This window comes from Azospirillum sp. CT11-132 (genome assembly GCF_047302835.1).
GTDB lineage: Bacteria > Pseudomonadota > Alphaproteobacteria > Azospirillales > Azospirillaceae > Azospirillum.
Genome location: NZ_JBGLZA010000001.1, coordinates 224,751 through 246,526 on the forward strand (window position 1 = coordinate 224,751; position 21,776 = coordinate 246,526).

16 protein-coding genes are annotated in these 21,776 nt (G+C 66.4%); 5 read left to right on the forward strand and 11 right to left on the reverse strand.

The features are described 5' to 3' along the window. Positions 1-3 precede the first annotated feature (3 nt). Together ACCD06_RS01000 and ACCD06_RS01005 are read left to right on the forward strand one after the other, a co-directional pair. Positions 4-3,933, forward strand: coding sequence for a PAS domain S-box protein (locus tag ACCD06_RS01000; RefSeq protein ID WP_413338098.1), 3,930 nt, complete (start codon positions 4-6; stop codon positions 3,931-3,933). Then, positions 3,930-5,060, forward strand: coding sequence for a two-component system response regulator (locus ACCD06_RS01005; RefSeq protein ID WP_413338100.1), 1,131 nt, complete (start codon positions 3,930-3,932; stop codon positions 5,058-5,060). The genes ACCD06_RS01000 and ACCD06_RS01005 overlap by 4 nt, the downstream gene beginning before the upstream one ends. 55 nt (positions 5,061-5,115) lie before the next feature. On the opposite strand, the gene ACCD06_RS01010 is transcribed toward ACCD06_RS01005, so the two are convergent. Continuing rightward, the gene (locus ACCD06_RS01010; protein ID WP_413338102.1) at positions 5,116-5,715 is read right to left on the reverse strand and encodes a hypothetical protein; all 600 of its coding nucleotides are present in this window, start codon (positions 5,713-5,715) and stop codon (positions 5,116-5,118) included. Between the two features lie 276 nt (positions 5,716-5,991). Further along, positions 5,992-6,798, reverse strand: coding sequence for a DUF2076 domain-containing protein (locus tag ACCD06_RS01015; RefSeq protein WP_413338104.1), 807 nt, complete (start codon positions 6,796-6,798; stop codon positions 5,992-5,994). Between the two features lie 377 nt (positions 6,799-7,175). On the opposite strand from ACCD06_RS01015, the gene ACCD06_RS01020 reads away from it, so the two are divergent. Genes ACCD06_RS01020 through ACCD06_RS01030 form a run of 3 tightly spaced genes read left to right on the forward strand, consistent with a single transcriptional unit; the run spans position 7,176 to position 10,127 of the window. Further along, positions 7,176-7,853, forward strand: a complete 678-nt coding sequence (locus ACCD06_RS01020) for a chemotaxis protein CheX (protein WP_247870637.1) — start codon at positions 7,176-7,178, stop codon at positions 7,851-7,853. After that, positions 7,834-9,729, forward strand: coding sequence for a PAS domain S-box protein (locus ACCD06_RS01025; protein ID WP_109075029.1), 1,896 nt, complete (start codon positions 7,834-7,836; stop codon positions 9,727-9,729). Before ACCD06_RS01020 ends, ACCD06_RS01025 begins: the two co-directional genes overlap by 20 nt. Continuing rightward, the gene (locus tag ACCD06_RS01030) at positions 9,726-10,127 is read left to right on the forward strand and encodes a response regulator (RefSeq protein ID WP_109075030.1); all 402 of its coding nucleotides are present in this window, start codon (positions 9,726-9,728) and stop codon (positions 10,125-10,127) included. The genes ACCD06_RS01025 and ACCD06_RS01030 overlap by 4 nt, the downstream gene beginning before the upstream one ends. A 22-nt stretch (positions 10,128-10,149) precedes the next feature. Here the strand turns inward: ACCD06_RS01030 and ACCD06_RS01035 are convergent, their stop codons facing one another. The 9 genes from ACCD06_RS01035 to pstS all read right to left on the reverse strand — a co-directional run bounded on the left by ACCD06_RS01035 (position 10,150) and on the right by pstS (position 21,678). Then, on the reverse strand, positions 10,150-11,958 hold the full coding sequence (locus ACCD06_RS01035) for an ABC transporter ATP-binding protein (RefSeq protein WP_109075031.1): 1,809 nt from the start codon (positions 11,956-11,958) through the stop codon (positions 10,150-10,152). Positions 11,959-12,198: 240 nt separating this feature from the next. Further along, a complete protein-coding gene (locus ACCD06_RS01040) occupies positions 12,199-14,316 on the reverse strand; it encodes a YgiQ family radical SAM protein (protein WP_136702341.1) in 2,118 nt (705 codons plus the stop codon). A gap of 199 nt (positions 14,317-14,515) precedes the next feature. Continuing rightward, entirely contained in the window at positions 14,516-15,763 is a 1,248-nt protein-coding gene (locus tag ACCD06_RS01045) for a TCR/Tet family MFS transporter (RefSeq protein WP_413338108.1), read from the reverse strand. Between the two features lie 234 nt (positions 15,764-15,997). After that, positions 15,998-16,573, reverse strand: a complete 576-nt coding sequence (locus ACCD06_RS01050; protein WP_109075034.1) for a TMEM175 family protein — start codon at positions 16,571-16,573, stop codon at positions 15,998-16,000. 17 nt (positions 16,574-16,590) lie between these two features. Further along, positions 16,591-17,307, reverse strand: coding sequence for a YoaK family protein (locus ACCD06_RS01055; protein ID WP_413338110.1), 717 nt, complete (start codon positions 17,305-17,307; stop codon positions 16,591-16,593). Positions 17,308-17,765: 458 nt separating this feature from the next. Continuing rightward, complete coding sequence (pstB, locus tag ACCD06_RS01060; protein WP_413338112.1) at positions 17,766-18,629, reverse strand: phosphate ABC transporter ATP-binding protein PstB; 864 nt, start codon at positions 18,627-18,629, stop codon at positions 17,766-17,768. A 2-nt stretch (positions 18,630-18,631) separates the two neighbouring features. Then, positions 18,632-19,513 (reverse strand): phosphate ABC transporter permease PstA, encoded by an 882-nt coding sequence (gene pstA, locus ACCD06_RS01065; RefSeq protein ID WP_109075036.1) that lies wholly within the window; start codon positions 19,511-19,513, stop codon positions 18,632-18,634. Positions 19,514-19,518: 5 nt separating this feature from the next. After that, entirely contained in the window at positions 19,519-20,502 is a 984-nt protein-coding gene (gene pstC, locus ACCD06_RS01070) for a phosphate ABC transporter permease subunit PstC (protein ID WP_109075037.1), read from the reverse strand. A 108-nt stretch (positions 20,503-20,610) separates the two neighbouring features. Next, positions 20,611-21,678, reverse strand: a complete 1,068-nt coding sequence (pstS, locus tag ACCD06_RS01075; protein ID WP_413338361.1) for a phosphate ABC transporter substrate-binding protein PstS — start codon at positions 21,676-21,678, stop codon at positions 20,611-20,613. Positions 21,679-21,776: the final 98 nt, after the last annotated feature.

Sequence of the window (21,776 nt, forward strand, 5' to 3'; positions counted from 1 at the left end):
CGCATGCATCGCCTGCTGCAAAGCCAGTTCAAGCGGGTGCTGGGCCTGTCGACCGCCGAGGCGGCGGACGCCGTCCTGGCTGAGCTGAAGGCGCTCGCCGGCACCCCCGGCCTGTCGGCCGACGCGGCGCGGATGCTGGACTCGCTGCCGGCACTGTTCGCCCGCATCGGCCAAAGCTATGAGCAGGCCGACCGCGACCTGACGCTCAGGGCGCGCAGCCTGCAGCTGAGTTCGGAGGAGCTGGCCGACACCAACGAGCGGCTGCGGCGCGAGGCGGCGGCGCAGGCCCATGCCATCCGCCGGCTGCGCGGCATCGCCAACAGCCTGCTGCGGGCGGACGGCCGCCCCGAACTGCCGGATTCCGCCGACAGCAGCCCGACCGACAGCCTGGAACGGCTGAGCCAGCTGATGGCCGGACTGGTGGAGGAACGCTCGGCGGCGCAACGGGCGTTGGAGCAGCAGAAATTCGCGCTCGACCAGCATGCCATCGTCAGCATCACCGACCATCGCGGCATCATCACCTACGCCAACGACAAGTTCTGCCAGATCAGCGGCTTCAGCCGCGAGGAGTTGCTGGGCCGGTCGCATCGCATCGTCAATTCCGGGCGCCATCCCTCCGGCTTCTTCGCGGAGATGTGGCACACCGTCATGGATGGGCAGGTCTGGCACGGCGAGATCTGCAACCGCACCAAGGCGGGTGAGGAGTATTGGGTGGCGGCGACCATCGTCCCGCTGCTGACCGCCGACGGCCAGCCGCACCAGTACATCGCCATCCGCACCGACATCACCGAACGCAAACGGATGGAGGCGGAGCTTGAGGACAGCCGGCGCTTCCTGCAGAGCATCACCGACAGCATGGGCGAGGGCGTCTTCTCGCTGGACCGCAACGGCTTCTGCACCTTCCTGAATCCGGAAGCCGAACGTCTGCTGGGCTGGTCGTTGGCGGATCTGCGCGGCATCACCCTGCATGACGCCGTCCATTACAAGGACGGGCAGGGGCGGCCGGTCTCCGGCGCGGACTGCGCGGTGCTGAACACCGTCCGGCGTGGCGAGATCCATCGTTCGGAAACCGACCATTTCGTCCGGCGCGACGGCACCATCTTCCCGATCGCCATCACCGCGGTGCCGCTGCGCGAGGATGGCCGCATCGTCGGTTCCGTCACCGTCTTCCAGGACATCACCGAACGCCAGCGCATACTGACCGCCCTGCAGGAAAGCGAGGAGCGGCTGACGGTGGCGCTCGACGCCTCCAACACCGGGCTGTGGGACTGGAACCCGGTGACGGACCACGCCTATTTCTCCGACCGCTGGCTCGGCATGCTGGGCTATGCCCCCGGCGAGCTTCCCGGCAACGGCTCCACCTGGCTCGGGCTGCTGCACGAGGACGACCGGGAGCGCGTGCTGGCGACGCTGGAGGAGCATGTGGCCGGCCGCGCCGCGGTCTACGAGGTCGAGTTCCGCATGCGCCACAAGTCCGGCGCCTGGGTCTGGATCCTGTCGGCCGGCAAGGTGACGGAGCGCGATGCGGACGGCCTGCCCACCCGCATCACCGGCATCCACAAGGACGTGACCGACCGCAAGCGGACCGAGGACGAGCTGGCCCGCGCCAAGGAGGAGGCCGACCGCGCCAACCGGCAGAAGAGCGACTTCCTGGCCAACATGAGCCACGAGATCCGCACGCCGATGAACGCGGTGATCGGGCTCAGCCACCTGATGATGAAGACGGAGCTGACGCCGCGTCAGCGCGACTATCTGGACAAGATCCACGCCTCCTCGCGCAGCCTGCTCGGCATCATCAACGACATCCTCGACTTCTCGAAGGTCGAGGCCGGAAAGCTGACGATCGAGGCGATCCCCTTCCACATCGGCGACGTGCTGCAGGAGGTGGCGACGGTCGTCCTGCCCAAGGTGCGGGAAAAGGGGCTGGAGCTGATCGTCGACCTGCATGGCGGCGTGCCGGGCACGCTGGTCGGCGACCCGCTGCGGCTGGGGCAGGTGATCCTCAACCTCGTCTCCAATGCCGTGAAGTTCACGGAGCGGGGCGAGGTGGTGGTGACGGTGGACGGGCGCATCGGCACCGGCGACGATTACCGGCTGGAGGTGGAGGTCTGCGACACCGGCATCGGCATGTCGCCGGAACAGGCGGCTGCGCTGTTTCGGCCTTTCACCCAGGCCGACAGTTCCACCACGCGGCGCTTCGGCGGGACCGGGCTGGGGCTGGCGATCTGCCGGCAGCTGGTGGAACTGATGGGCGGCGGCGTGTCGGTGGAAAGCCGGCCGGGGGAAGGCAGCATCTTCCGCTTCGCCATCCGCTGCCGCGTGGCGGCCGGTGACACCGCCGACGACCGGCTGCCGCGCCACCTGATGGAGCGCCGGGTTCTGGTGGTGGACGACAGCGACGCCGTGCGCTCCATCCTGACCGACATGCTGGAACGCTTCGGCCTGACCGTGGAATCGGTCGGCGATGGCTGGTCGGCGCTGCGCCGGCTGGAGGAGGGGCAGGCCGGGGCGAAGCCGGCGGTGGAGCTGGTGGTGCTGGACTGGCGCATGCCGGACCTCGACGGGGTGGAAACGCTGCGCCGTCTGCGCGCGCTGCCCGGCGCCCAGCCGCCGGTGGTGATGACCACCGCCTATGGCGGCGATGGGGTGCAAGGGGCACTCGATGGGGCGCTGGGAGAAACGGCCGGCCCCGCAGGGCCGGTCACCGCCGTGCTGGAAAAGCCGGTGACGCCGTCCGCCATGTTCGATTCGGTGATGATGGCGCTGGGCGGGGCGGCCCGGCCCGCCGATACCGCACGCCGGGCGAACGACCCCACCCAGTCGACGGAGCTTTCGGCGCTGGTCGGGCGCAGCGTTCTGCTGGTGGAGGACAATCCGGTCAACCAGCAGGTCGCCTGCGGCCTGCTGGAACTGGTCGGCATCGAGGCGACCGTGGTCGGCAGCGGCGAGGAGGCCCTGCAATGCCTGCGCGAGGTGAAGTTCGACCTCGTGCTGATGGACGTGCAGATGCCGGGGCTCGACGGCTATGAGACGACGCGGCTGATCCGCCGCGAACTGGAGCTGTCAAGCCTGCCGATCATCGCCATGACCGCCCACGCCATGGCCGGCGACCGCGAACGCTGCCTCGATTCCGGCATGAACGACCATGTCTCCAAGCCGATCGATCCGGACACGCTGTATGCGGCGCTCGCCCGCTGGCTGAAGCCGGTGCGCGGGATCGGGGGTGCCGCAGCCGGACCGGCCGCGATGCCGGCCGCCGCCGTATCGGCCGCCCCGGCGCTGCCCGACAGCCTGCCGGCGCTCGACCTTGCCGTCGCCCGGCGCAATGTGAATGGCAACCTCGCCCTGCTGCGCCGGATCCTGACCGATTTCGCCGCCACCCACGAGGGGGAGGCCGTGCGCCTGGCCGCCGCGGTGCGGGAGGAGCGCTGGAAGGACGTGCTGCGGCTGTCCCACACGCTGAAGGGCACCGCGGCCACGATCGGCGCCATGGACCTGTCCGCCCTGGCCGGGCGGATCGAAGCCGGTGCGATGACGGTGCCGCCCGTCCTGGAAGACGGGGTGCTCGACCGGCTGGCCGACGCGCTCGCGCTGGTGGTGGAGGGGATCGGCACCCTCGGGCGGCCGGCGGCGGACAGCGTTCCGGCGGGGGAGCCGCCGGTTGCGCCGCCATCCTCGGCGGCCGGGCTTCCGCGCGACCTGCTGCGGGCCGCGCTGCCGCTGGCCGACCGGCTGGGCGGTCTGCTGATCGCCGGCGACCCGGAAGCCGGCGATCTGGCCGATGCGCTTGCCCGCCTGCTGACCGGCAGCCCGGTGGCGCAAATGGCGGAGCGGGTGAACCGCCATGCCGGCGCCTTCGATTTCGACGACGCGGCCACCGCCCTGACCGAACTGCGCGACCGCCTGCGTGACTGGAGAGAGACCGCGACATGAGCCTGCCGAACCCGGTCGGACTGCCGAACGGCGACAAGCCGCGCATCCTGGTCGTCGACGACGAGCCGATCAACCTGAAGGTCATGGCCGACCTGCTGCGCGACAGCTACGGCCTGATCGTGGCGAAGGACGGGCCGCAGGCGCTCGCCCGTCTGGCCGGCGACCCGCTGCCCGACCTGATCCTGCTGGACGTGATGATGCCGGGCATGGACGGGGTGGAGGTCTGCCAACGGCTGAAGGAGGATGCCCGCACCCGCGACGTGCCGGTGATCTTCATCACCGCCATGGGTCAGGTCCATGACGAGACCCGCGGGTTCGAGGTCGGGGCGGTCGACTACATCACCAAGCCGATCTCGCCGCCGGTGGTGCTGGCGCGGGTCCGCACCCACATCGCGCTCCGCGAGGCGAGGCGCGCGCTCGCCGACCAGAACCGGCAGTTGGAGGACCGGGTGGCGGAGCGCACGCGCGACCTGCTGCGCGCCCAGGACGCCACCATCCGCGCCATGGCCTCGCTGGCGGAAACCCGCGACAACGAGACCGGCAACCACATCCGCCGGACCCAGAACTATGTGCTGGCGCTCGCCCTGCATCTCAGCCGTGATCCGCGCTATGCCGGCCGGCTGGACGAGGAAACCATCGAGCTGCTCTACAAATCGGCGCCGCTGCACGATGTCGGCAAGGTCGGCATCCCGGATTCGATCCTGCTGAAGCCGGGCAAGCTCAGCGACGACGAATTCCATGTGATGAAGACCCACGCCGCGCTGGGCCACGACGCGATCTTCGCCGCCGAAGGGCAGGCGGAGATCGCGTTGGCCGGCGAAAGCTCCTTCCTGCGCATCGCGCGGGAGATCGCGCACGGCCACCACGAGCGCTGGGACGGCACCGGCTATCCCCAGGGACTGGCGGGGGAGGCGATCCCGCTGTCGGCCCGGCTGATGGCGGTCGCCGACGTGTACGATGCGCTGATCAGCCGCCGCTGCTACAAGCCGCCCTTCCCGCACGAGAAGGCGGCGGCGATCATCCGCGAAGGCGGCGGCAGCCATTTCGACCCCGCCGTGGTCGCTGCCTTCACCGCGCTTGAGGACGAGTTCAGGGATATTGCCAGCCGGTACAGTGACGAGGAGTGAAAAAGCAATTCTTGACCGCAAAAATAAACAAGTAGCTTAATTTTTGCTTGATGCCCTAACAGGGAATTTTATTTCTTGCCACCCTTATGCTCTTCTTGCTTTTTATAATCTTTACGCTTCCGTAAACATCTATCACTGCCACAATCAACAGAAGAAATGCATAGAAAATTTTGCCGCAAATATTTTCTGTTTGAGAATGCAGAATCCAAGTTCCGGCCAAAATCTGCAACAAAGAGAAAATAACCAGCATCGTTTGTACCGCCATATATGGCAATAAAATGAAGTTATCCCGGCCGTCCTCGCCTTTGAATCTCAGCCAGCTTTCGTACAAGGCTAGGTTTTCAAACCCATTCTCAGCTTTGATGATATTCTCTGCCTCCCAGCAAAATAACGATGATCTCGATATTTTTAGAAACTCCCCAGCCCAATACATGAACAGCAGTGACGATGTTAACCCAGAAACAACCAGAACTATCCCAGATGCCCACGACTTTTCAGTGGAATAAAGATGAGCGGACGCTGGCATTAACGCGCCAGACAGGGCTACAAAAAGCCCAATTATTATCCTCTGGGAATTAAGGGCCTCAATCGTTTCTTTATGTACTAGCTCAATAATTTTCAATTGAGCTTCTACCTTTTGATTCTTCTCTGACATTAATTTCTCCAGAGAAAAAATAAAAATGATTAGTGCGCACCCATATTAGGAAGAAATGAGTAAAACATGAGTTAACAATCCGCGGAGAATGGTGCTATTTTCACCCATTCGCGGGGCAGATATATCAATAACATTATCGAAATTGATCGCCTCAAATTCTTCTTGTCATAAGAAAATTATATGTACTGATTACAAAAAATAGTGACGCCAATTAAATTTGGCGCCACTAATAGATGAAGCCGCTTAAATTTCTTTATCATGCCAAAGACTTGTTTATCATATCCAGGAATCGTCCCCGCCACCGCTGCCGCCATCGTCGAAGGACGAGTCGTCATAGGACGCATCGTCGGCCGGCGGCGGATCGGGGTTGTAGGAGACGTCCTGCGCCGCATCCGGCGCCGTGTCGGCCTGCGGTCCCTGGTCGTCACCATAGTAATTGTTGTTGATGACGGTCTCGTTGATCGTCTCGCCGCCCAGAGGCTGGGCCATCGCCGTGCCGAATGGGCCGGGCGAATGATGCAGCAGGGAGGAGATGGCGCTCGCCGCCAGCATGCCGCCGGCCACCCCCGCGGCGGTCTGCGCCGCGCCGGCGAAGAACCCGCCGCCGCGCGGGGCCATGCCCGACTGCGGGAAGGGGGGAGGGCTGTATTGCTGCTGCGGATAGGCGGCGCCCGGCGCGGCACCCCACGGGCTGCGGCCGGCAACCGGCTGGCCCTGCGCCGGCTGTCCTTGAGGCGGCTGAGAATGGGACGGGGCAGGGGGAGGTTCGGCGCCGCGGCCCCAGGGGCTGCGCCCGATGCCGAGCGCGTTCGACAGGAAGCTGCCGCCGGATTGCGCCGGCTGGGCCGGGCGGTCGCGCAGTTGCCGCTCCAGTTCCTCGATCCGGGTCTGGGCTGCGGTCAGCGCCTGCTGCTGCACCAGCACCGTCTGCGCCATGTAATAGGACGACAGCGGCTGGTCCTGGACCGACCGGCGGATGAAGTCCTCCGCTTCGGCATCGCGCGGCTGGGATTGCTGCTGCGTTTCCACCTCGCGCAGGCGGCGGAACAGGTCGGACAGAAGCGTGCGTTCCTCGGGGGTCATCGACGTCTCCTAACATGGCGCCCGTCGCAAGGGGCGCCACCCCTTGATGTGGAGTCACCATCCCCCGCCGGACAAGTCCCCCACCGGGAGGTTCCATCCTTGGAGCCTGTCCCGTCCCCACAACGCGGCATCGGTCACTTGGTTTCGCATCACTGGAAATATTACGCAAAAGAGTCGAGGACTTGCCGAACGTTCCGAACGTGGTTCTTTGGACGGTTGATCGTTGGCCTGACCATTGTGGGAAGTGAGGCGGCTATATCGGCTATGGCGTCGCCGGCTTAACATATGACATTGACGGGGGTGCCTTTTTCCAGGCCGATAGGCCACATTCGTGATGCGACCGCCCGGCGGCGCCGGTTGTGAAGCCGAGACCAAGAATGAACAGGCGCCGAGCGATGGTGGAACTGACCGACCTGGAGCGCGATGCGCTGACCGAGTTGGTGAACATGGGGGTCGGTCGCGCCGCCACCCATCTCAGCCGCATGGTCAACGACCAGGTCCTGCTGTCCGTGCCGACCGTGGACATCGTCAGCCGGCAGGAGGCGTCGGATTTCCTGACCGCGCGCGAACGCCACGGGCTTGTGGCGGTGGAGCAGCAGTTCCAGGGCTCCTTCGACGGCCGCGCCATGCTGATCTTTCCGGAGGCCAACAGCCTGGAACTGGCCCGCGCGGTCCTGGGCGGCGAGCTGACCCTGGCGGAGATCGTGGATCTGGAACAGGACGCCCTGGCCGAAATCGGCAACATCATCCTGAACGGCTGCCTGGTGGTGGTCGCCAACGCGCTGAGGGACCGGCTGACCATCTCGCTGCCGGCGGTTCTGCGCGGCGACGGCGCCAACATCCTGACCGACAAGGCCGGAGGCGCGGACGAGCTTGTGCTGTTCCTATACATCGATTTCACCATCCGCAGCCGCAGCATCCGCGGTTACATCGCCCTGCTGATGGGGGTATCGTCCCTGCAGTCGCTGAAGCAGTTGATCCACGCCTTCATCGAAGGCATCGCCGCCGAAGAACCCTCATCCGCCGGAACGTCGCATGGCTCCCAGATTGCCTGAACAACCCACCTGGGCGCTCGATGTCCTTGGCGCGCTGGATGCGGGCATCCTGCTTCTGGACCGCCATTGCCGCGTCCTCTACTGGAACGGCTGGATGGAGCAGGCCTCCACCCTGACGGCCCGGGAGATCCTGGGGCACGACCTGTTCGATGCCCTGCCGAACCTGCGTGAATCGCGCCTGCACATCGCCGTACGCGATACGCTGGCCACCGGCGCGCCCGGCGTCCTGTCGCACACGCTGAACCCGATGCTGTTCCCGCTGCGCCTGCCCGACGGGCGGCGGATGGTCCACAATGTTGTGATCCGCCCGCTGCCGTCCAACGCGTCGTCGCCCCATTCGCAGTCGGCCGGCAGCGAGGCGCGCTGCCTGATCCAGGTGACCGACGTCACCGCATCGGTGAACCGCGAGCGGGTGCTGCGCGAGCAGCGCGACGCCCGTTACCGCGCCATCGTCGACACCGCCCCCGACGCCATCATCACCACCGACACCCGCGGCATGGTGCAGTGGATGAACGGCACCGCCACCCGCCAGTTCGACTACCGCCCGGACGAGCTGATCGGCCAGAGCGTCAGCGTGCTGCTGGGCGACGACGCGCCCGACTGGATCGCCATGGCGGAGCGCAGCGGACTGGGCGCCAGCGGCATGGACGCCGCCACCCAGCCGGTGGAACTGTCCGGCCGGCGCCGCGACGGCAGCCACATCGACCTTGAGCTGTCGATGGCGCGCTGGGAATCGGAAGGGCGCAGCTTCATCACCGGCATCCTGCGCGACATCACCGAACGCCGCCGCACCCGCGAGGAGCTGCGGACCAGCGCGCTCGCGATGCGCCAGCTTGCCGAACAGACCAAGGCGACGCTGGACGCGCTGCCGGCCTTCATCGCCGTGCTCGACCGCTCCGGCCATATCGTCTCGGTCAACCGCGCCTGGGCGGAAGCAGGGCCGGAAACCAGCTTCCTCGGCCAGGGCTGCATCGTCGGCGACGACTATCTCGACCATTGCGGCCGCGGGGAAACCGCCGACCCGCGGGCGGACGGCGTGATGGAGAGCTTGCGCACGCTGCTGAACGAGGGCGGCCCGCCGGTGTCGGCCGAGTACGTCACCAACACCCAGCACTGGTTCCGCTGCCTTGCCGCGCCGATGCCGGCCGGTCCCTTCGGCGGCACGGTCCTGATGCACATCGACGTGACGGAGATCAAGTCGATGGAGGCGGCGCTGCGCAAGCTGGTCGGCCAGAAATCGACCCTGCTGCGCGAGGTCAACCACCGCGTCAAGAACAGCCTGCAGCTGGTGTCCAGCCTGCTGACGTTGCAAACGCTCAGCCTGCCCGACGAAGGGGTGCGGGTGCATTTCCAGGATGCCCGCAGCCGCATCGAGGCGATCGCCCGCGTCCACAACCGCCTTTATCAGGCCGACCAGTTCCAAACGATCGAGTTCGGCACCTACCTGAACGAACTGTGCGAGGATCTGGCGCGTGCGTCGGGCGGCGACAGCATGTGCGACATCGTCGTGCGGTCCGACGTGATCGACCTGCCGATCGACCATGCCGCGCCGCTCGGCCTGATCGCAAACGAGCTGATCACCAACGCGGTCAAGCATCGCGGCAATGGTCCGGCGCGGGTGACGGTGACCTTCATGCGCGAGGCCGACGACCTTGCCCTGACCGTTTCCGACCGCGGGCCGGGCCTGCCGTCCAACTTCGACATCCGCAAGAGCCGCAGCCTGGGCATGCGCCTGGTCTCCAGCCTCGCCGGCCAGATCCGGGCCAGCGTCGACATCGACACCACGCCGCAGGGCACCACCTTCCGCATCGAACTGCCGGTGCCGGACGAGGTGCCGCTTCTCGAAGCGACGTCCACCGAGGAGATCGGGGGATGAAGATCCTGCTGGTGGAGGACGAGGTGCTGATCGCGCTGGAACAGCAGCTCTATCTGGAGAATGTCGGCCACAGCATCATCGGCCCGGCGATCACCGCGACGGAGGCGGTGGAGATCGCCACCGCCGACAGGCCCGATCTGGCGCTGGTCGACGTGCATCTGGGCATGGGCACCAACGGCATCGACGCCGCGCGCGGGCTGACGAAGCTGGGCGTGCCCTGCCTGTTCATCACGTCGTTCCGCGACGAACTGAAGAAGGACGGTCCGCTGACCGGCATCGGCTGTCTGCCCAAACCCTTCACAGAAAGCGGCCTGATCGCCGCGGTCGACGTCGCCCGCGCGATCCTGGCGGGGGAGACGCCGCGCAACGTGCCGCAGACGATGGAACTGTTCGTGTGAGGGGAGGGGGCGATCCCCTCCCTCAGCCCCCGATCCGGCGGATCGGCTCCGGCGCCGACTGCTGTTCGAACAGGCGGCGGTAGAGCCCGCCCGCCCGGTGGAGCAGGGCGGCGTGGCTGCCTTCCTCCACAACCCGGCCCTGGTTGAAGACCAGGATGCGGTCCAGCGTGCGGACGGTGGACAGGCGGTGGGCGATGATGATGGCGGTGCGGCCCTGCATCAGCCGCTCGATCGCCTCCTGGATCAGCGCCTCCGATTCCGAATCCAGGCTGGAGGTCGCCTCGTCCAGGATCAGGATCGGCGCGTCGGCCAGGAAGGCGCGGGCCAGCGCCACCCGCTGACGCTCGCCGCCCGACAGCTTGACGCCGCGCTCGCCGACCAGCGTCGCATAGCCCTTCGGCAAGCGGGCGATGAAGTCGTGGGCGTTGGCGAGCTTGGCCGCCCGCTCGATCTCCGCCATCGACGCGCCGGGGCGGCCATAGGCGATGTTCTCCGCCAGCGTGCGGTGGAACAGGATCGGCTCCTGCGGGACGATGGCGATCTGCGAGCGCAGCGACTGTTGGGTCGTCGCCGCGACCTCCTGCCCGTCGATCAGCACACGGCCGTCGGTCACGTCATACAGGCGCTGGATCAGCTTGACGAAGGTGGTCTTACCCGACCCCGACGGCCCGACCAGTCCGACCCGCTCCCCCGCCTTAATGGTCACCGACAGGTCGCGGTAGAGGGGGGTGGTGTGGCCGCCATATTGGAAGGTGACATGATCGAAGCGCACCTCGCCCGCGCCGATGCGGATCGGCGTCGCGTCCGGCCGGTCCTCCACCCCCAGCGGTTCCGCATGGATCGCCACCAGCTCCTCCATCTCGTTGACGGAGCGCTGGAGGTGGTTGATGTGCATGCCGATGTCGCGCAGATAGCCATGCACGACGAAATAGGTGGTCAGCACATAGGCGACGTCGCCCGGCGTCGCCTGCCCCCGCCACCAAAGCCACAGCGCCGTCGCCACCACGCTGCTGCGGATCAGCAGCAGAACCACCAGCTGCACGGTGCTGTGGCGGGTGTGGCGGGTCCAGGTGCGGTGGGTGCGGCGGCTCCACTTGTCGACCACGCCGGCCAGCCGGTCATCCTCGCGCGGCTCGGCACCGAAGGCCTTGACCACCGCGTTGCAGCCGATGGCGTCGGCCAGCGTCCCACCCAGTTTCGTATCCCAGGCATTCGACAGCCGGGCGGCCGGCGCGATGTAGAGGGTGGAGAACATCACCGTCATCGCGATGTAGACCGCGGTGCCGAGCGCGATGACCAGCCCCATCGCCGGCCAATGCAGCCCAAGCGTCACCATCGTGCCGATCAGCACGACCAGCGACGGCCACAGCGCCAGCAGCAGCGTGTCGTCCAGCGTGTCGAGCGCCCACATGCCGCGGGTGATCTTGCGCACCACCGACCCGGCGAAGCTGTTGGCGTGCCAGTCGGTGGAAAAGCGCTGGATGCGGTGGAAGCTGTCCTGGCCGACATCGGCCATGATGCGCAGGGTGAAGGGGATGACGCCACTCCAGGCGAGATGGCGCATCACCACCATGCCGACGCCCAGCGCCACCATGGCACCGAAGGCGGTCAGGGCCGCATGCAGCGCCGCGTCGCGGTCGCCCGGCAGCAGGGTCAGCGCATCGACCAGCCTGCCGGCGAACAGCGGCATGAAGACGTCGGCCAGCGTCGCCAGGGCGATGGCTCCGGCGATGCCGACGGCCAGCGGGGTCTGGCGGCGCCAGTGACGGAAGGTGAAGGCCAGAACGCTGCGGATGGCGTTCGGGCGCGGGGTGCGTTTGGACAGAGCCATGGGTTCCAACCGGGGCAGGGCCGGCCATGCAGGCGGCGGCGCCGCCAAAAGCAGCGTTGGGGGGAAATGCGGCAATGATCGCCCTCTCTCCCCCGGGGAGAGGGAGGGGACCCACCCCGGCGGCGTGGGGGGGGTGAGGGGGATGGTGGCAGGACGTTGCGGAAATCCCCGCCGTGCTTCCCCCTCACCCTGACCCTCTCCCCAGGGGGGAGAGGAGAATGGGGCGTGCGCCCTTTACCGTCACCGACCCTTCAAATTCGTCTGGCGCGGCTTCATGCCGGAAGGCTTGCCTCCAGCCCCAGCCGGCTTCGCCCCCGGCGGCTTGCCAACCGGCGGCACCACGCGGCGGCCCTGGCCAGCCTGCTGGGTCAGGAAGGACTTGCACTTCGGCCCCTTCTCGCGCGGCTTGGCGGTGGCACCCACCGGCTGCCAGGCCGGGATCAACTGCTCCTCGCCCGGTCCGATCAGGTCCTCGCGGCCCAGGCGCTTCAGCGCCTCGCGCAGGATCGGCCAGTTCTCCGGATCGTGGTAGCGCAGGAAGGCCTTGTGCAGGCGCCGTTGCTTCAGCCCCTTCGCCGACGACACCATCTCCGACCCGACGCGGCGAACCGGACGCAGGGGGTTGCGCTCGCTGTGGTACATCGCGGTCGCCAGCGACATCGGCGAGGGCAGGAAGGTCTGCACCTGATCCGCCTTGAAGCCGTTCCGCTTCAGCCACAATGCGAGGTTCATCATGTCCTCGTCCGTGGTGCCGGGATGGGCGGCGATGAAGTAGGGGATCAGGTAGAGCTTCTTGCCCGCCTCCTTCGCCGCCTTGTCGAACATCCGCTTGAACTCGTCATAGGCGCCCATGCCGGGCTTCATCATCTTCGCCAGCGGACCCGGCTCGGTGTGTTCCGGCGCGATCTTCAGGTAACCGCCGACATGGTGGGTCACCAGCTCCTTGACATATTCCGGATTGCGCACGGCGAGGTCGTAGCGCAGCCCCGACGCGATGTGGATCTTCTTCACCCCCGGCACCGCGCGGGCCTTGCGGTAGAGCTGCACCAGCGAGGAATGGTCGGTGTTCAGATTCTTGCAGATGTCCGGGAAGACGCAGGACGGGCGCCGGCAGACGGATTCCGTCTCCTTGTCCTTGCAGGCGAGGCGATACATGTTGGCGGTCGGCCCGCCCATGTCGGAGATGACGCCGGTGAAGCCCTTGGTCTTGTCGCGGATATGCTCGATCTCGCGCAGGATGGAGCCTTCCGACCGGCTCTGGATGACGCGCCCCTCATGCTCGGTGATCGAGCAGAAGGAACAACCGCCGAAGCAGCCACGCATGATGTTGACCGAGAAGCGGATCATCTCCCAGGCCGGGATGCGCGCATCGCCATAGGACGGATGCGGCGCCCGCGCATAGGGCAGGTCGTAGACGCCGTCCATCTCGTTGGTTTCCAGCGGGATCGGCGGCGGGTTCAGCCACACGTCGCGGTCGCCATGGCGCTGGACCAGCGCGCGGGCGTTGCCGGGATTGCTCTCCTGGTGCAGCACGCGGCTGGCATGGGCGTAGAGCACCTTGTCGGCCGTCACCTGTTCGAAGCTGGGCAGGCGCACCGCCATGCGGTCGGCCCCGGCGGCGCGCGGCGACACCGGCGCCGACGGATCGTCGATGGAGCTGCTGTCGACCACCGTCCAGCCTTCCGGCAGGGACGAGCGCATGATCGCGGTGCCGCGGATGTCGGTCATCGCCTTGGGCGATTCCCCCTTCAGCGACCGCTGGGCGATCTCGATGATTGCACGTTCGGCATTGCCGAAGACCAGCATGTCCGCCTTGGAATCGACCAGGACGGAGCGGCGGATCTTCTCGCTCCAATGATCGTACTGGGCGATGCGGCGCAACGACGCCTCGATGCCGCCAAGGACGATGGGCACGTCCTTGTAGGCTTCGCGGCAGCGCTGGGAATAGACGATGACGGCGCGGTCCGGCCGCTTGCCGCCCTCGTCGTTCGGCGTGTAGCTGTCGTTGTGGCGCAGGCGACGGTCGGCCGTGTAGTGGTTGACCATCGAATCCATGTTGCCGCCGGTCACGCCCCAGAACAGCCGCGGCTTGCCCAGGATCTTGAACGGCTCCGCACTGCTCCAGTCCGGCTGGGCGATGATGCCGACGCGCAGGCCCTGCGATTCCAGCAGCCGGCCGATGATGGCCATGCCGAAGCTGGGATGGTCGATATAGGCGTCGCCGGTGACGACGATCACGTCGCACTGGTCCCAGCCCAGCCGGTCCATTTCCGCACGCGACATCGGCAGGAAGGGCGCCGCCTTGGGGCGCACGCTCCGGTCCGGGCGGTGGGCGAACAGGTTGGGGGCCGCGAGCATCGCGTTCTCCGGGTCTCTATCAACAATGCGGATGGATAAGCCGACAGTCTTACCCTGTCGTCCGCCAAATTCCCACCGCTGATAACGCAGCGGAGCAATGGGACATTGTGCGGGGTGGCGCGACAGCTATGTGGGACGCCCCACAGCCGGTGCAAGGGCCGGCCATGGGGGTTGGGCACGGGGAAGGGCAGGGTGCCGTTCAGGCGGCGACACCGTCCGCCCCCACGGCCCGTCCATTGCGGCGCGCCACCACCCAGCCGATCAGCGCACCGGCCAGCAGCACCAGCGCCGCGATCAGGAAGGCTGCACCCGGAAGCGGGAACAGCGCTTCGCTGCCCACCGAAGCGGAATAGACCGCCCCGAAGAAGACCGGCGACAGGATGCCGGCGACGCTGGCCACGCTCATGTTGGCACCCTGCAGCTGACCCTGTTCCGACGGGCTGACCCGCTGCGTCATCAGCGACTGGATGGTCGGCATCGCCAGGCCCCACAGCGCGTTCGGCAGGATGGCGAGCGCGAACCAGCCGCCATCCGGCGCCAGCCCCATGCAGGCCAGCCCGACGGCCCCGCCGAACAGGCCGACGACCATCGTGCCGCGGTCGCCCAGCCATTTCACCATGCGCGACACCACCAGCCCCTGCATGACCATGTCGAGCGCGCCGACCACCGCCAGCAGAAGCCCGACATCCCACGCGCTCCAGCCATAGCGATGCGCGGCATAGAGCACGAAAACGGCGGGGAAGACCTGATGGGAGACATGAAGCATGAAATTGACCATCGACAGACCCGACAGCTCCGGGTGCGAACGCAGCAGCCGCAGCGCCCCGAACGGGTTGGCCCGGCGCCAGGAAAAGGCCATGCGGCTTTCCGGTGGCAGCGATTCCGGCAGCACCACCAGACCATAGAGGAACGCCAGCCCGCTGAGCAGGCCCGCCCCCCAGAAAGGCGCCCGCGGTGAGATTTCGCCCAGCAGACCGCCCAGAAGCGGACCGGCGATGAAGCCGGCGCTGAATGCGGCGCCGATCAGGCCATAGGCGCGCGCCCGCTGCTCCGGCGGTGTCACGTCGGCCATATAGGCGAAGACGGTGGTGAAGCTGGAGGAGGTGACGCCGGCGATCGCCCGTCCGACCACCAGCCACCACAGGTTCGGCGCCACCGCCATCAGCACATAATCCGCCGCCAGCCCCAGCGCCGACAGCAGGATCACCGGCCGCCGCCCGAACCGGTCGGACAGCGACCCGATCACCGGGGAGCAGAAGAATTGCATCAGCGCCCACAGCGCGATCAGCGCACCATTGATGGTGCCGGCCTGGGCGTCGGCTCCGGCGAACTGCTCGATCAACGCCGGCAGCACCGGAATGACGATGCCCATCGCCACGATATCGAGCGCCGCGGTGACGAGAATGAAGGCCGTCGCGGCCTTGCGCGGACGAAGAACGGGAGACATGGAAAAGACCTTCAGGAACAACGAGGTTTAAGGCGCCCGAACAGGGCGCGGGCGCGCCCCGGCCAGAGAGGGCAGGCCGGGCGGCATCGCACAATGAAGCATCATCATAGGATGCGCGCAGCCTGTTGTGAAGCGAATTATTTCCGATAGCGGATATGTTTTGCCGTCGCACGCGGTTAGGTCGGCTTGCCGATCACCGCCACCGGTAAATCCCTGTATGCGCTGATCGCTTTGTCACCCCTCCAAGGTGCGTTCGATCCGGCGGTCAGGCACCAGCCACAACAGGATCACCAGGACGTACAGCAGGATGGACAGCCATTGCAGGATGAAGGCCGCCGGAATGGCCAACACATAGATGGCCAGGCTGATCTTGCCCTTCAGATCGGACCCGACGGCACGCGCCACGGCCGACTCCCGGCCGCCGCAGGCGATGATCGCATGTTCGGTCAGGCTGTAGCCGACCGCCGCCATGCCGAGGACGACGCCATAGGCCGCCGTCGCCACCGGCGAGAACGAACTATCGTCGAGCCAGCGGATGACGAAGGGAACCAGCGACAGCCAGAACAGCAGAAAAAGATTCGCCCACAGAACCCGCCCGTCGATCCGGGTGGTCGCCTGCAACAGATGATGATGGTTGTTCCAGTACAGTCCGACATTGATGAAGGACAGCACATAGGCCAGCAGAATGGGAACACGCTCCGCCAGCGCGGCAAGACTGCCGTCAACCGGCACCTTCAACTCAAGCACCATGATGGTAATGACGATTGCCAGCACCCCATCGGTGAACGCCTCCATCCGGCCGGCCTTCATGATCGATCTCCGAAGCGTCAGGCCGCTGCCGGCGCGGCGGCCACGGGGTGAAGCGCGCAGACTGCGGTGCCGGCCAGCACCAGCGCCCCCACGACGACCAGGGGAAGCACCAATCCGCTCTGCATCACCATGACGGCGCCGATGGCGGCCCCGAGAAAGATCGCCGCCACGCTGGCCACCCGCCGGCCGAGGTTGAGGTTCGCCCCGCCGGCGAGGCTGGAATCGGCGGCCACCCCCGTCAGGGTCAGGGTCAGAACCGTCGTGGTCAGGTCGGGAACCTTCAATTGCCGGACGGTCCCGTTGCGGAAGCCCATGGCGAACCCGGTCAGCGCGATGATCGCATAGATGCCGAACGCCCTGGATTGCACCGCGGCATTCAGGTCGGCATCGAAGCCGGCAGCGACGACCGCCGCGATCCAGAACAGCGACGTTTCGAACAGCGCCGAGGCCAGCAGCCAGTGCCGCATCGGCCGTCCGGCCAGCGTCCTGCCGAGCCGGCCGGCGATCAGGGCGCCGGCAAGGAAGGAGACCAGCGCCGTCACCGCCGGCATGACCAGAAAGCCCGGCGTTCCCACCGCGGCAAAGCCGAGAAAGACGATGTTGCCGGTCATGTTGGCGGTGAAGACCTTGCCCAGCCCAAGAACGCTGATGGCGTCGACCAGCCCCGTCGTCACCGACAGGAGAAGCAGAAGCCATGGCAGGGGAGAAGTGCCACTCGCAGCCGGTGCGGACATTGCCGTCGCCTTCCCAATGTTTCAGATGGGTGGAGCGACAAAGTCTGTCATCGACGCGACACCGGTCTTGTCGGTTCGCGGCCGGTTTGGAAAATTCTGCACATCCTGCCGAAGCGGCGGAATTATTCCGCAGCAGCATCGGCACATTGGCATCGCAAAGCTGACGGAAGACTGACAGTTCCATGTTGCGAGGGACTGACAGTTTAGCTTTGCGCTTACACACACCAAAAAAACACATAAGTTCGATTATGGAAATCTTATCGCATGCGTCTATGCCGACACCCACCTTATGGTGCTACAGTCGTGAATAGGCAGCGGCGTACCGTAAGGGATGCCGGGCAGCCTTCGGGTCCGTGGGGCGTGTTTCCCTCCCCAGCCGTTGCCGACTTCTCAAGCACCCGAAAGGCAAAATGCCGCCGACCCTTTCCCACAGCGGGCAGGACCGGCGGCACAAAACCTCAGCCGAAGCGGCCGGTGATGTATTCGGACGTCTTTTCCTTGGTCGGGTTGGTGAAGATCTCTTCCGTGTTCCCGAACTCAATCAGTTCGCCCAGATACATGAAGGCGGTGAAGTTGGAGATGCGGGCCGCCTGCTGCATGTTGTGGGTGACGATGGCGATGCAGTAGTCGGAGCGCAGCTCGTCGATCAGCTCCTCGCACTTGGCGGTGGAGATGGGGTCGAGCGCCGAGGTCGGCTCGTCGAGCAGCAGGACCGACGGCTTCACCGCGATGGCGCGGGCGATGCACAGGCGCTGCTGCTGGCCGCCGGACAGGCTCATGCCGTTCTGGCGCAGCTTGTCCTTCACCTCGTCCCACAGCGCGGCGCGGCGCAGCGAGAACTCCACCCGCTCGTCCATGTCGGCGCGGGACAGCTTCTCGTACAGCTTCACGCCGAAGGCGATGTTGTCGTAGATCGACATCGGAAACGGCGTCGGCTTCTGGAACACCATGCCGACGCGGGCGCGCAGCAGGTTCAGGTCCTGCTTGGGCGACAGGATGTTGTGGCCGTCCAGCAGCACCTCGCCGGTGGCGACCTGCTTGGGATAGAGGTCGTACATCCGGTTCAGGATGCGCAGCAGGGTCGACTTGCCGCAGCCCGACGGGCCGATGAAGGCGGTGACCTGACGGTCGTACAGCGGCAACGAGATGCTCTTCAGCGCCCGGTAGCCGTCATAGAAGAAGTCCAGGTTGCGGACGCTGATCTTCTCGGGCAGGCCGGCACCGGCGATTGCACGATCGGCGGCGGTTCCGCCCATCATGCTGGGGGGCATCTGGCGGCTGCCGTGGGCGGGGCTGTTGGCGTCCATGTGGGTCATCGTCATGGTTACTTTCTCGTCGTGCCGAGACCGGCCAGCAGCCGGGCGCCGATGTTGAGGAGCAGGATGGCGACCGTGATCAGCAGCGCGCCACCCCAGGCCAGCTGGCGCCAGTCCTCATAGGGCGACATCGCGTACTGGAAGATGACCACCGGCAGGTTGGCCATCGGCGCGTTCATGTCCGCGCTCCAGAACTGGTTGTTCAGGGCGGTGAACAGCAGCGGCGCGGTTTCGCCGCTGATGCGGGCGACGGCCAGCAGCACGCCGGTGATCATCCCGTTGCGGGCGGCGCGGTAGGCCACCATGGTGATGACCTTCCACTGCGGCGCGCCCAGGGCGGCGGCGGCCTCGCGCAGGCTGTTGGGCACCAGCTTCAGCATGTCCTCGGTCGTGCGGACGACGACCGGGATGACCAGCACCGCGAGCGCCATGGCGCCGGCCCAGGCCGAGAAATGGCCCATGCGGACGACCAGCACCTCGTAGACGAACAGGCCGACCATGATCGACGGCGCGCTCAGCAGCACGTCGTTGATGAAGCGCACCACCTCGGCCAGCTTGGTGCCCCGGCCGAACTCCGCCAGATAGGTGCCGGCCATGACGCCGACCGGCGTGCCGACCAGTGTGGCGACCGTGGTCATGATGACGCTGCCGAAGATGGCGTTCAGCAGACCGCCCTCTCCGCCCGGCGGCGGCGTGTTCTCGGTGAACAGGCTGAGATTGATCGCCGACAGCCCGTTGTAGAGCAGCGTCCACAGGATGGCGACCAGCCAGAACAGGCCGAAGCCGGCGGCGCCCAGCGCCAGGGTCAGCGCCAGCTTGTTGGCAATGCGCCGGCGGTGATACAGCCCCCCGATCGGGGTCGCCAGCGTCGCGGAATTGGACATGGTCATGGGCCTCAGACTCCGGCCTTGCGCTGCAGGCGCAGCAGCATCAGCTTGGCGATCGACAGCACGGTGAAGGTGATCAGGAACAGGATCAGGCCCAGCGCCACCAGCGAGGAGGTGTAGACGTCGCCGACCGCCTCGGTGAATTCGTTGGCGATGGAGGCCGAGATCGTCGTGCCCGGCGCCATGATCGAGGAGCTGATGCGGTGCGCGTTGCCGATGACGAAGGTGACCGCCATCGTCTCGCCCAGCGCCCGGCCGAGGCCCAGCATGACGCCGCCGACCACGCCGGTGCGGGTGTAGGGCAGTACCACGTTCCACACCACCTCCCAGGTGGTGGCGCCCAGCCCATAGGCGGACTCGCGCACCATCGGCGGCACCGTCTCGAAGACGTCGCGGGTGATGGAGGTGATGAAGGGCAGCACCATGATGCCCAGGATCAGGCCGGCGGTCAGGATGCCGATGCCGTAGGGCGGGCCCATGAACAGGTTGCCGATGCCGGGGATCTGGCCCAGCGTGTTGATCAGGAAGGGCTGGATGGTCGACTGCATGAAGGGGGCGAAGACGAACAGGCCCCAGATGCCGTAGATGATGCTGGGAATGCCGGCGAGCAGCTCGATGGCGACGCCGAGCGGGCGCTTCAGCCAGGCCGGGCACATCTCGGTGATGAACAGCGCGATGCCGAAGCTGACGGGAATGCCGACGGCCATGGCGATGATGGACGTGACCAGCGTGCCGTAAATCGGGGCGAGCGCGCCGAATTGCTCGGACACCGGGTTCCAGACTTCGGTCGCGACGAAGCCGAAGCCGAACGTGCGCAGTGCCGGAAGCGCGCCGTCGATCAGGGAAACCGTGACGCCGCCCAGGATCAGCAGGACGAGCAGCGCGAATGCGAGGGTGGCGTTGCGGAAGGCCGCATCCTGCAGGCGCTGGCGGCGGGCCCGTCGGGCGGTGGAGGCGTGTGCGTCGGTCAAGGTCAGCGCGATCTCGGTCATGGCCGCTCCGTGAGGCGTGCGGTGGGAACGGCGCAATTTCCGCTCCCACCGGCGATCATGCCCTCGGGCGAGCCGTCCGCCGGCCCACCCGAGGTCGGTTGGCCGTGGTTACTTGGCCGACGCGGTCCAGACCGGCTTGCCGTCGGCCTGGATGGTCTGCGCCCAGGTCTTCTGGACCAGCGACACCACCGAGTCCGGCATCGGGACATAGTCCAGCTCGGTCGCCATCTTGTCGCCGTTCTTATAGGCCCAGTCGAAGAACTTCAGCGCTTCGCCGGAAGCCGAGGCGTCCTGCGGGTTCTTGTACATCAGGATGAAGCTGGCGCCGGTGATCGGCCAGCTCTCCGCACCCGGCTCGTCGGTCAGCAGGACGTAATAGCCCTTGCTGTTCGCCCAGTCGGCGTTGGCGGCGGCAGCCTGGAAGGCCTCGATCTTCGGAGCGACGGTCTTGCCGTCCTTGTTCTGCAGGTCGAGGTGGGTGATGTTGTTCTGCTTGGCGTAGGCGTATTCGACGTAGCCGATCGAGCCGTCCGTCTGCTTGACCATGTTGGCCACGCCTTCGTTGCCCTTGGCGCCGATACCGGCCGGCCACTGGACGGAGGTGTTGGCGCCGATCTGGGTCTTGAACTTCGGGCTGGTCTTCGACAGGTAGTCGGTGAACAGGAAGTTGGTGCCCGACCCGTCGGAGCGGTAGACCGGGGCAATGGCGGTGTTCGGCAGGTTGACGTCGGGGTTCAGCGCCTTGATCTGCGCGTCGTTCCACTTGGTGATCTCGCCCATGTAGATGTTGGCGAGAACGGTGCCCGACAGCTTGACCTCACCGGCCTTGATGCCCTTCAGGTTCACGACCGGAACCACGCCGCCCATGATCATCGGGAACTGGATCAGACCGGCCTGCTCCAGCTCTTCCGGCTTCAGCGGCATGTCCGAAGCGCCGAAGGTGACCGTCTTGGCCTTGATCTGCTTGATGCCGCCGCCCGAACCGATCGACTGGTAGTTCAGGCCCGTGCCCGTCTCCTTCTTGTAGGCGTCGGCCCACTTGGCATAGATCGGGTACGGGAAGGTGGCACCGGCGCCGGAGATGTCGGCGGCCGAGGCGACCGACAGCGGGGCGACCGACACGGACAGAGCGGCCAGGGCACCGAAGGCGGCGCAACGAACGAACGCCGAAGTCATGGTTTTCACGGCAAAACTCCCGATAGGTTTGGACGGTGTCGTTGGGTTGGAGAAATGCCCGGCCTCGGCCGGACGTCGTAACCCGCCTTCTTCGTCGC

What these genes read in the sequence shown, in the direction of transcription:
- pstB (WP_413338112.1), bottom strand. Translation starts at nt 18,629, where the DNA reads ATGACGATGACCCACATGGACGCCAACAGCCCCGCCCACGGCAGCCGC.
- ACCD06_RS01050 (WP_109075034.1), bottom strand. Translation starts at nt 16,573, where the DNA reads ATGAAGGCCGGCCGGATGGAGGCGTTCACCGATGGGGTGCTGGCAATC.
- ACCD06_RS01045 (WP_413338108.1), bottom strand. Translation starts at nt 15,763, where the DNA reads ATGTCTCCCGTTCTTCGTCCGCGCAAGGCCGCGACGGCCTTCATTCTC.
- ACCD06_RS01030 (WP_109075030.1), top strand. Translation starts at nt 9,726, where the DNA reads ATGAAGATCCTGCTGGTGGAGGACGAGGTGCTGATCGCGCTGGAACAG.
- pstS (WP_413338361.1), bottom strand. Translation starts at nt 21,678, where the DNA reads ATGACTTCGGCGTTCGTTCGTTGCGCCGCCTTCGGTGCCCTGGCCGCT.
- ACCD06_RS01000 (WP_413338098.1), top strand. Translation starts at nt 4, where the DNA reads ATGCATCGCCTGCTGCAAAGCCAGTTCAAGCGGGTGCTGGGCCTGTCG.
- ACCD06_RS01040 (WP_136702341.1), bottom strand. Translation starts at nt 14,316, where the DNA reads ATGCTCGCGGCCCCCAACCTGTTCGCCCACCGCCCGGACCGGAGCGTG.
- ACCD06_RS01010 (WP_413338102.1), bottom strand. Translation starts at nt 5,715, where the DNA reads ATGTCAGAGAAGAATCAAAAGGTAGAAGCTCAATTGAAAATTATTGAG.
- ACCD06_RS01035 (WP_109075031.1), bottom strand. Translation starts at nt 11,958, where the DNA reads ATGGCTCTGTCCAAACGCACCCCGCGCCCGAACGCCATCCGCAGCGTT.
- ACCD06_RS01020 (WP_247870637.1), top strand. Translation starts at nt 7,176, where the DNA reads ATGAACAGGCGCCGAGCGATGGTGGAACTGACCGACCTGGAGCGCGAT.
- pstC (WP_109075037.1), bottom strand. Translation starts at nt 20,502, where the DNA reads ATGACCGAGATCGCGCTGACCTTGACCGACGCACACGCCTCCACCGCC.
- pstA (WP_109075036.1), bottom strand. Translation starts at nt 19,513, where the DNA reads ATGACCATGTCCAATTCCGCGACGCTGGCGACCCCGATCGGGGGGCTG.
- ACCD06_RS01055 (WP_413338110.1), bottom strand. Translation starts at nt 17,307, where the DNA reads ATGTCCGCACCGGCTGCGAGTGGCACTTCTCCCCTGCCATGGCTTCTG.
- ACCD06_RS01005 (WP_413338100.1), top strand. Translation starts at nt 3,930, where the DNA reads ATGAGCCTGCCGAACCCGGTCGGACTGCCGAACGGCGACAAGCCGCGC.
- ACCD06_RS01015 (WP_413338104.1), bottom strand. Translation starts at nt 6,798, where the DNA reads ATGACCCCCGAGGAACGCACGCTTCTGTCCGACCTGTTCCGCCGCCTG.
- ACCD06_RS01025 (WP_109075029.1), top strand. Translation starts at nt 7,834, where the DNA reads ATGGCTCCCAGATTGCCTGAACAACCCACCTGGGCGCTCGATGTCCTT.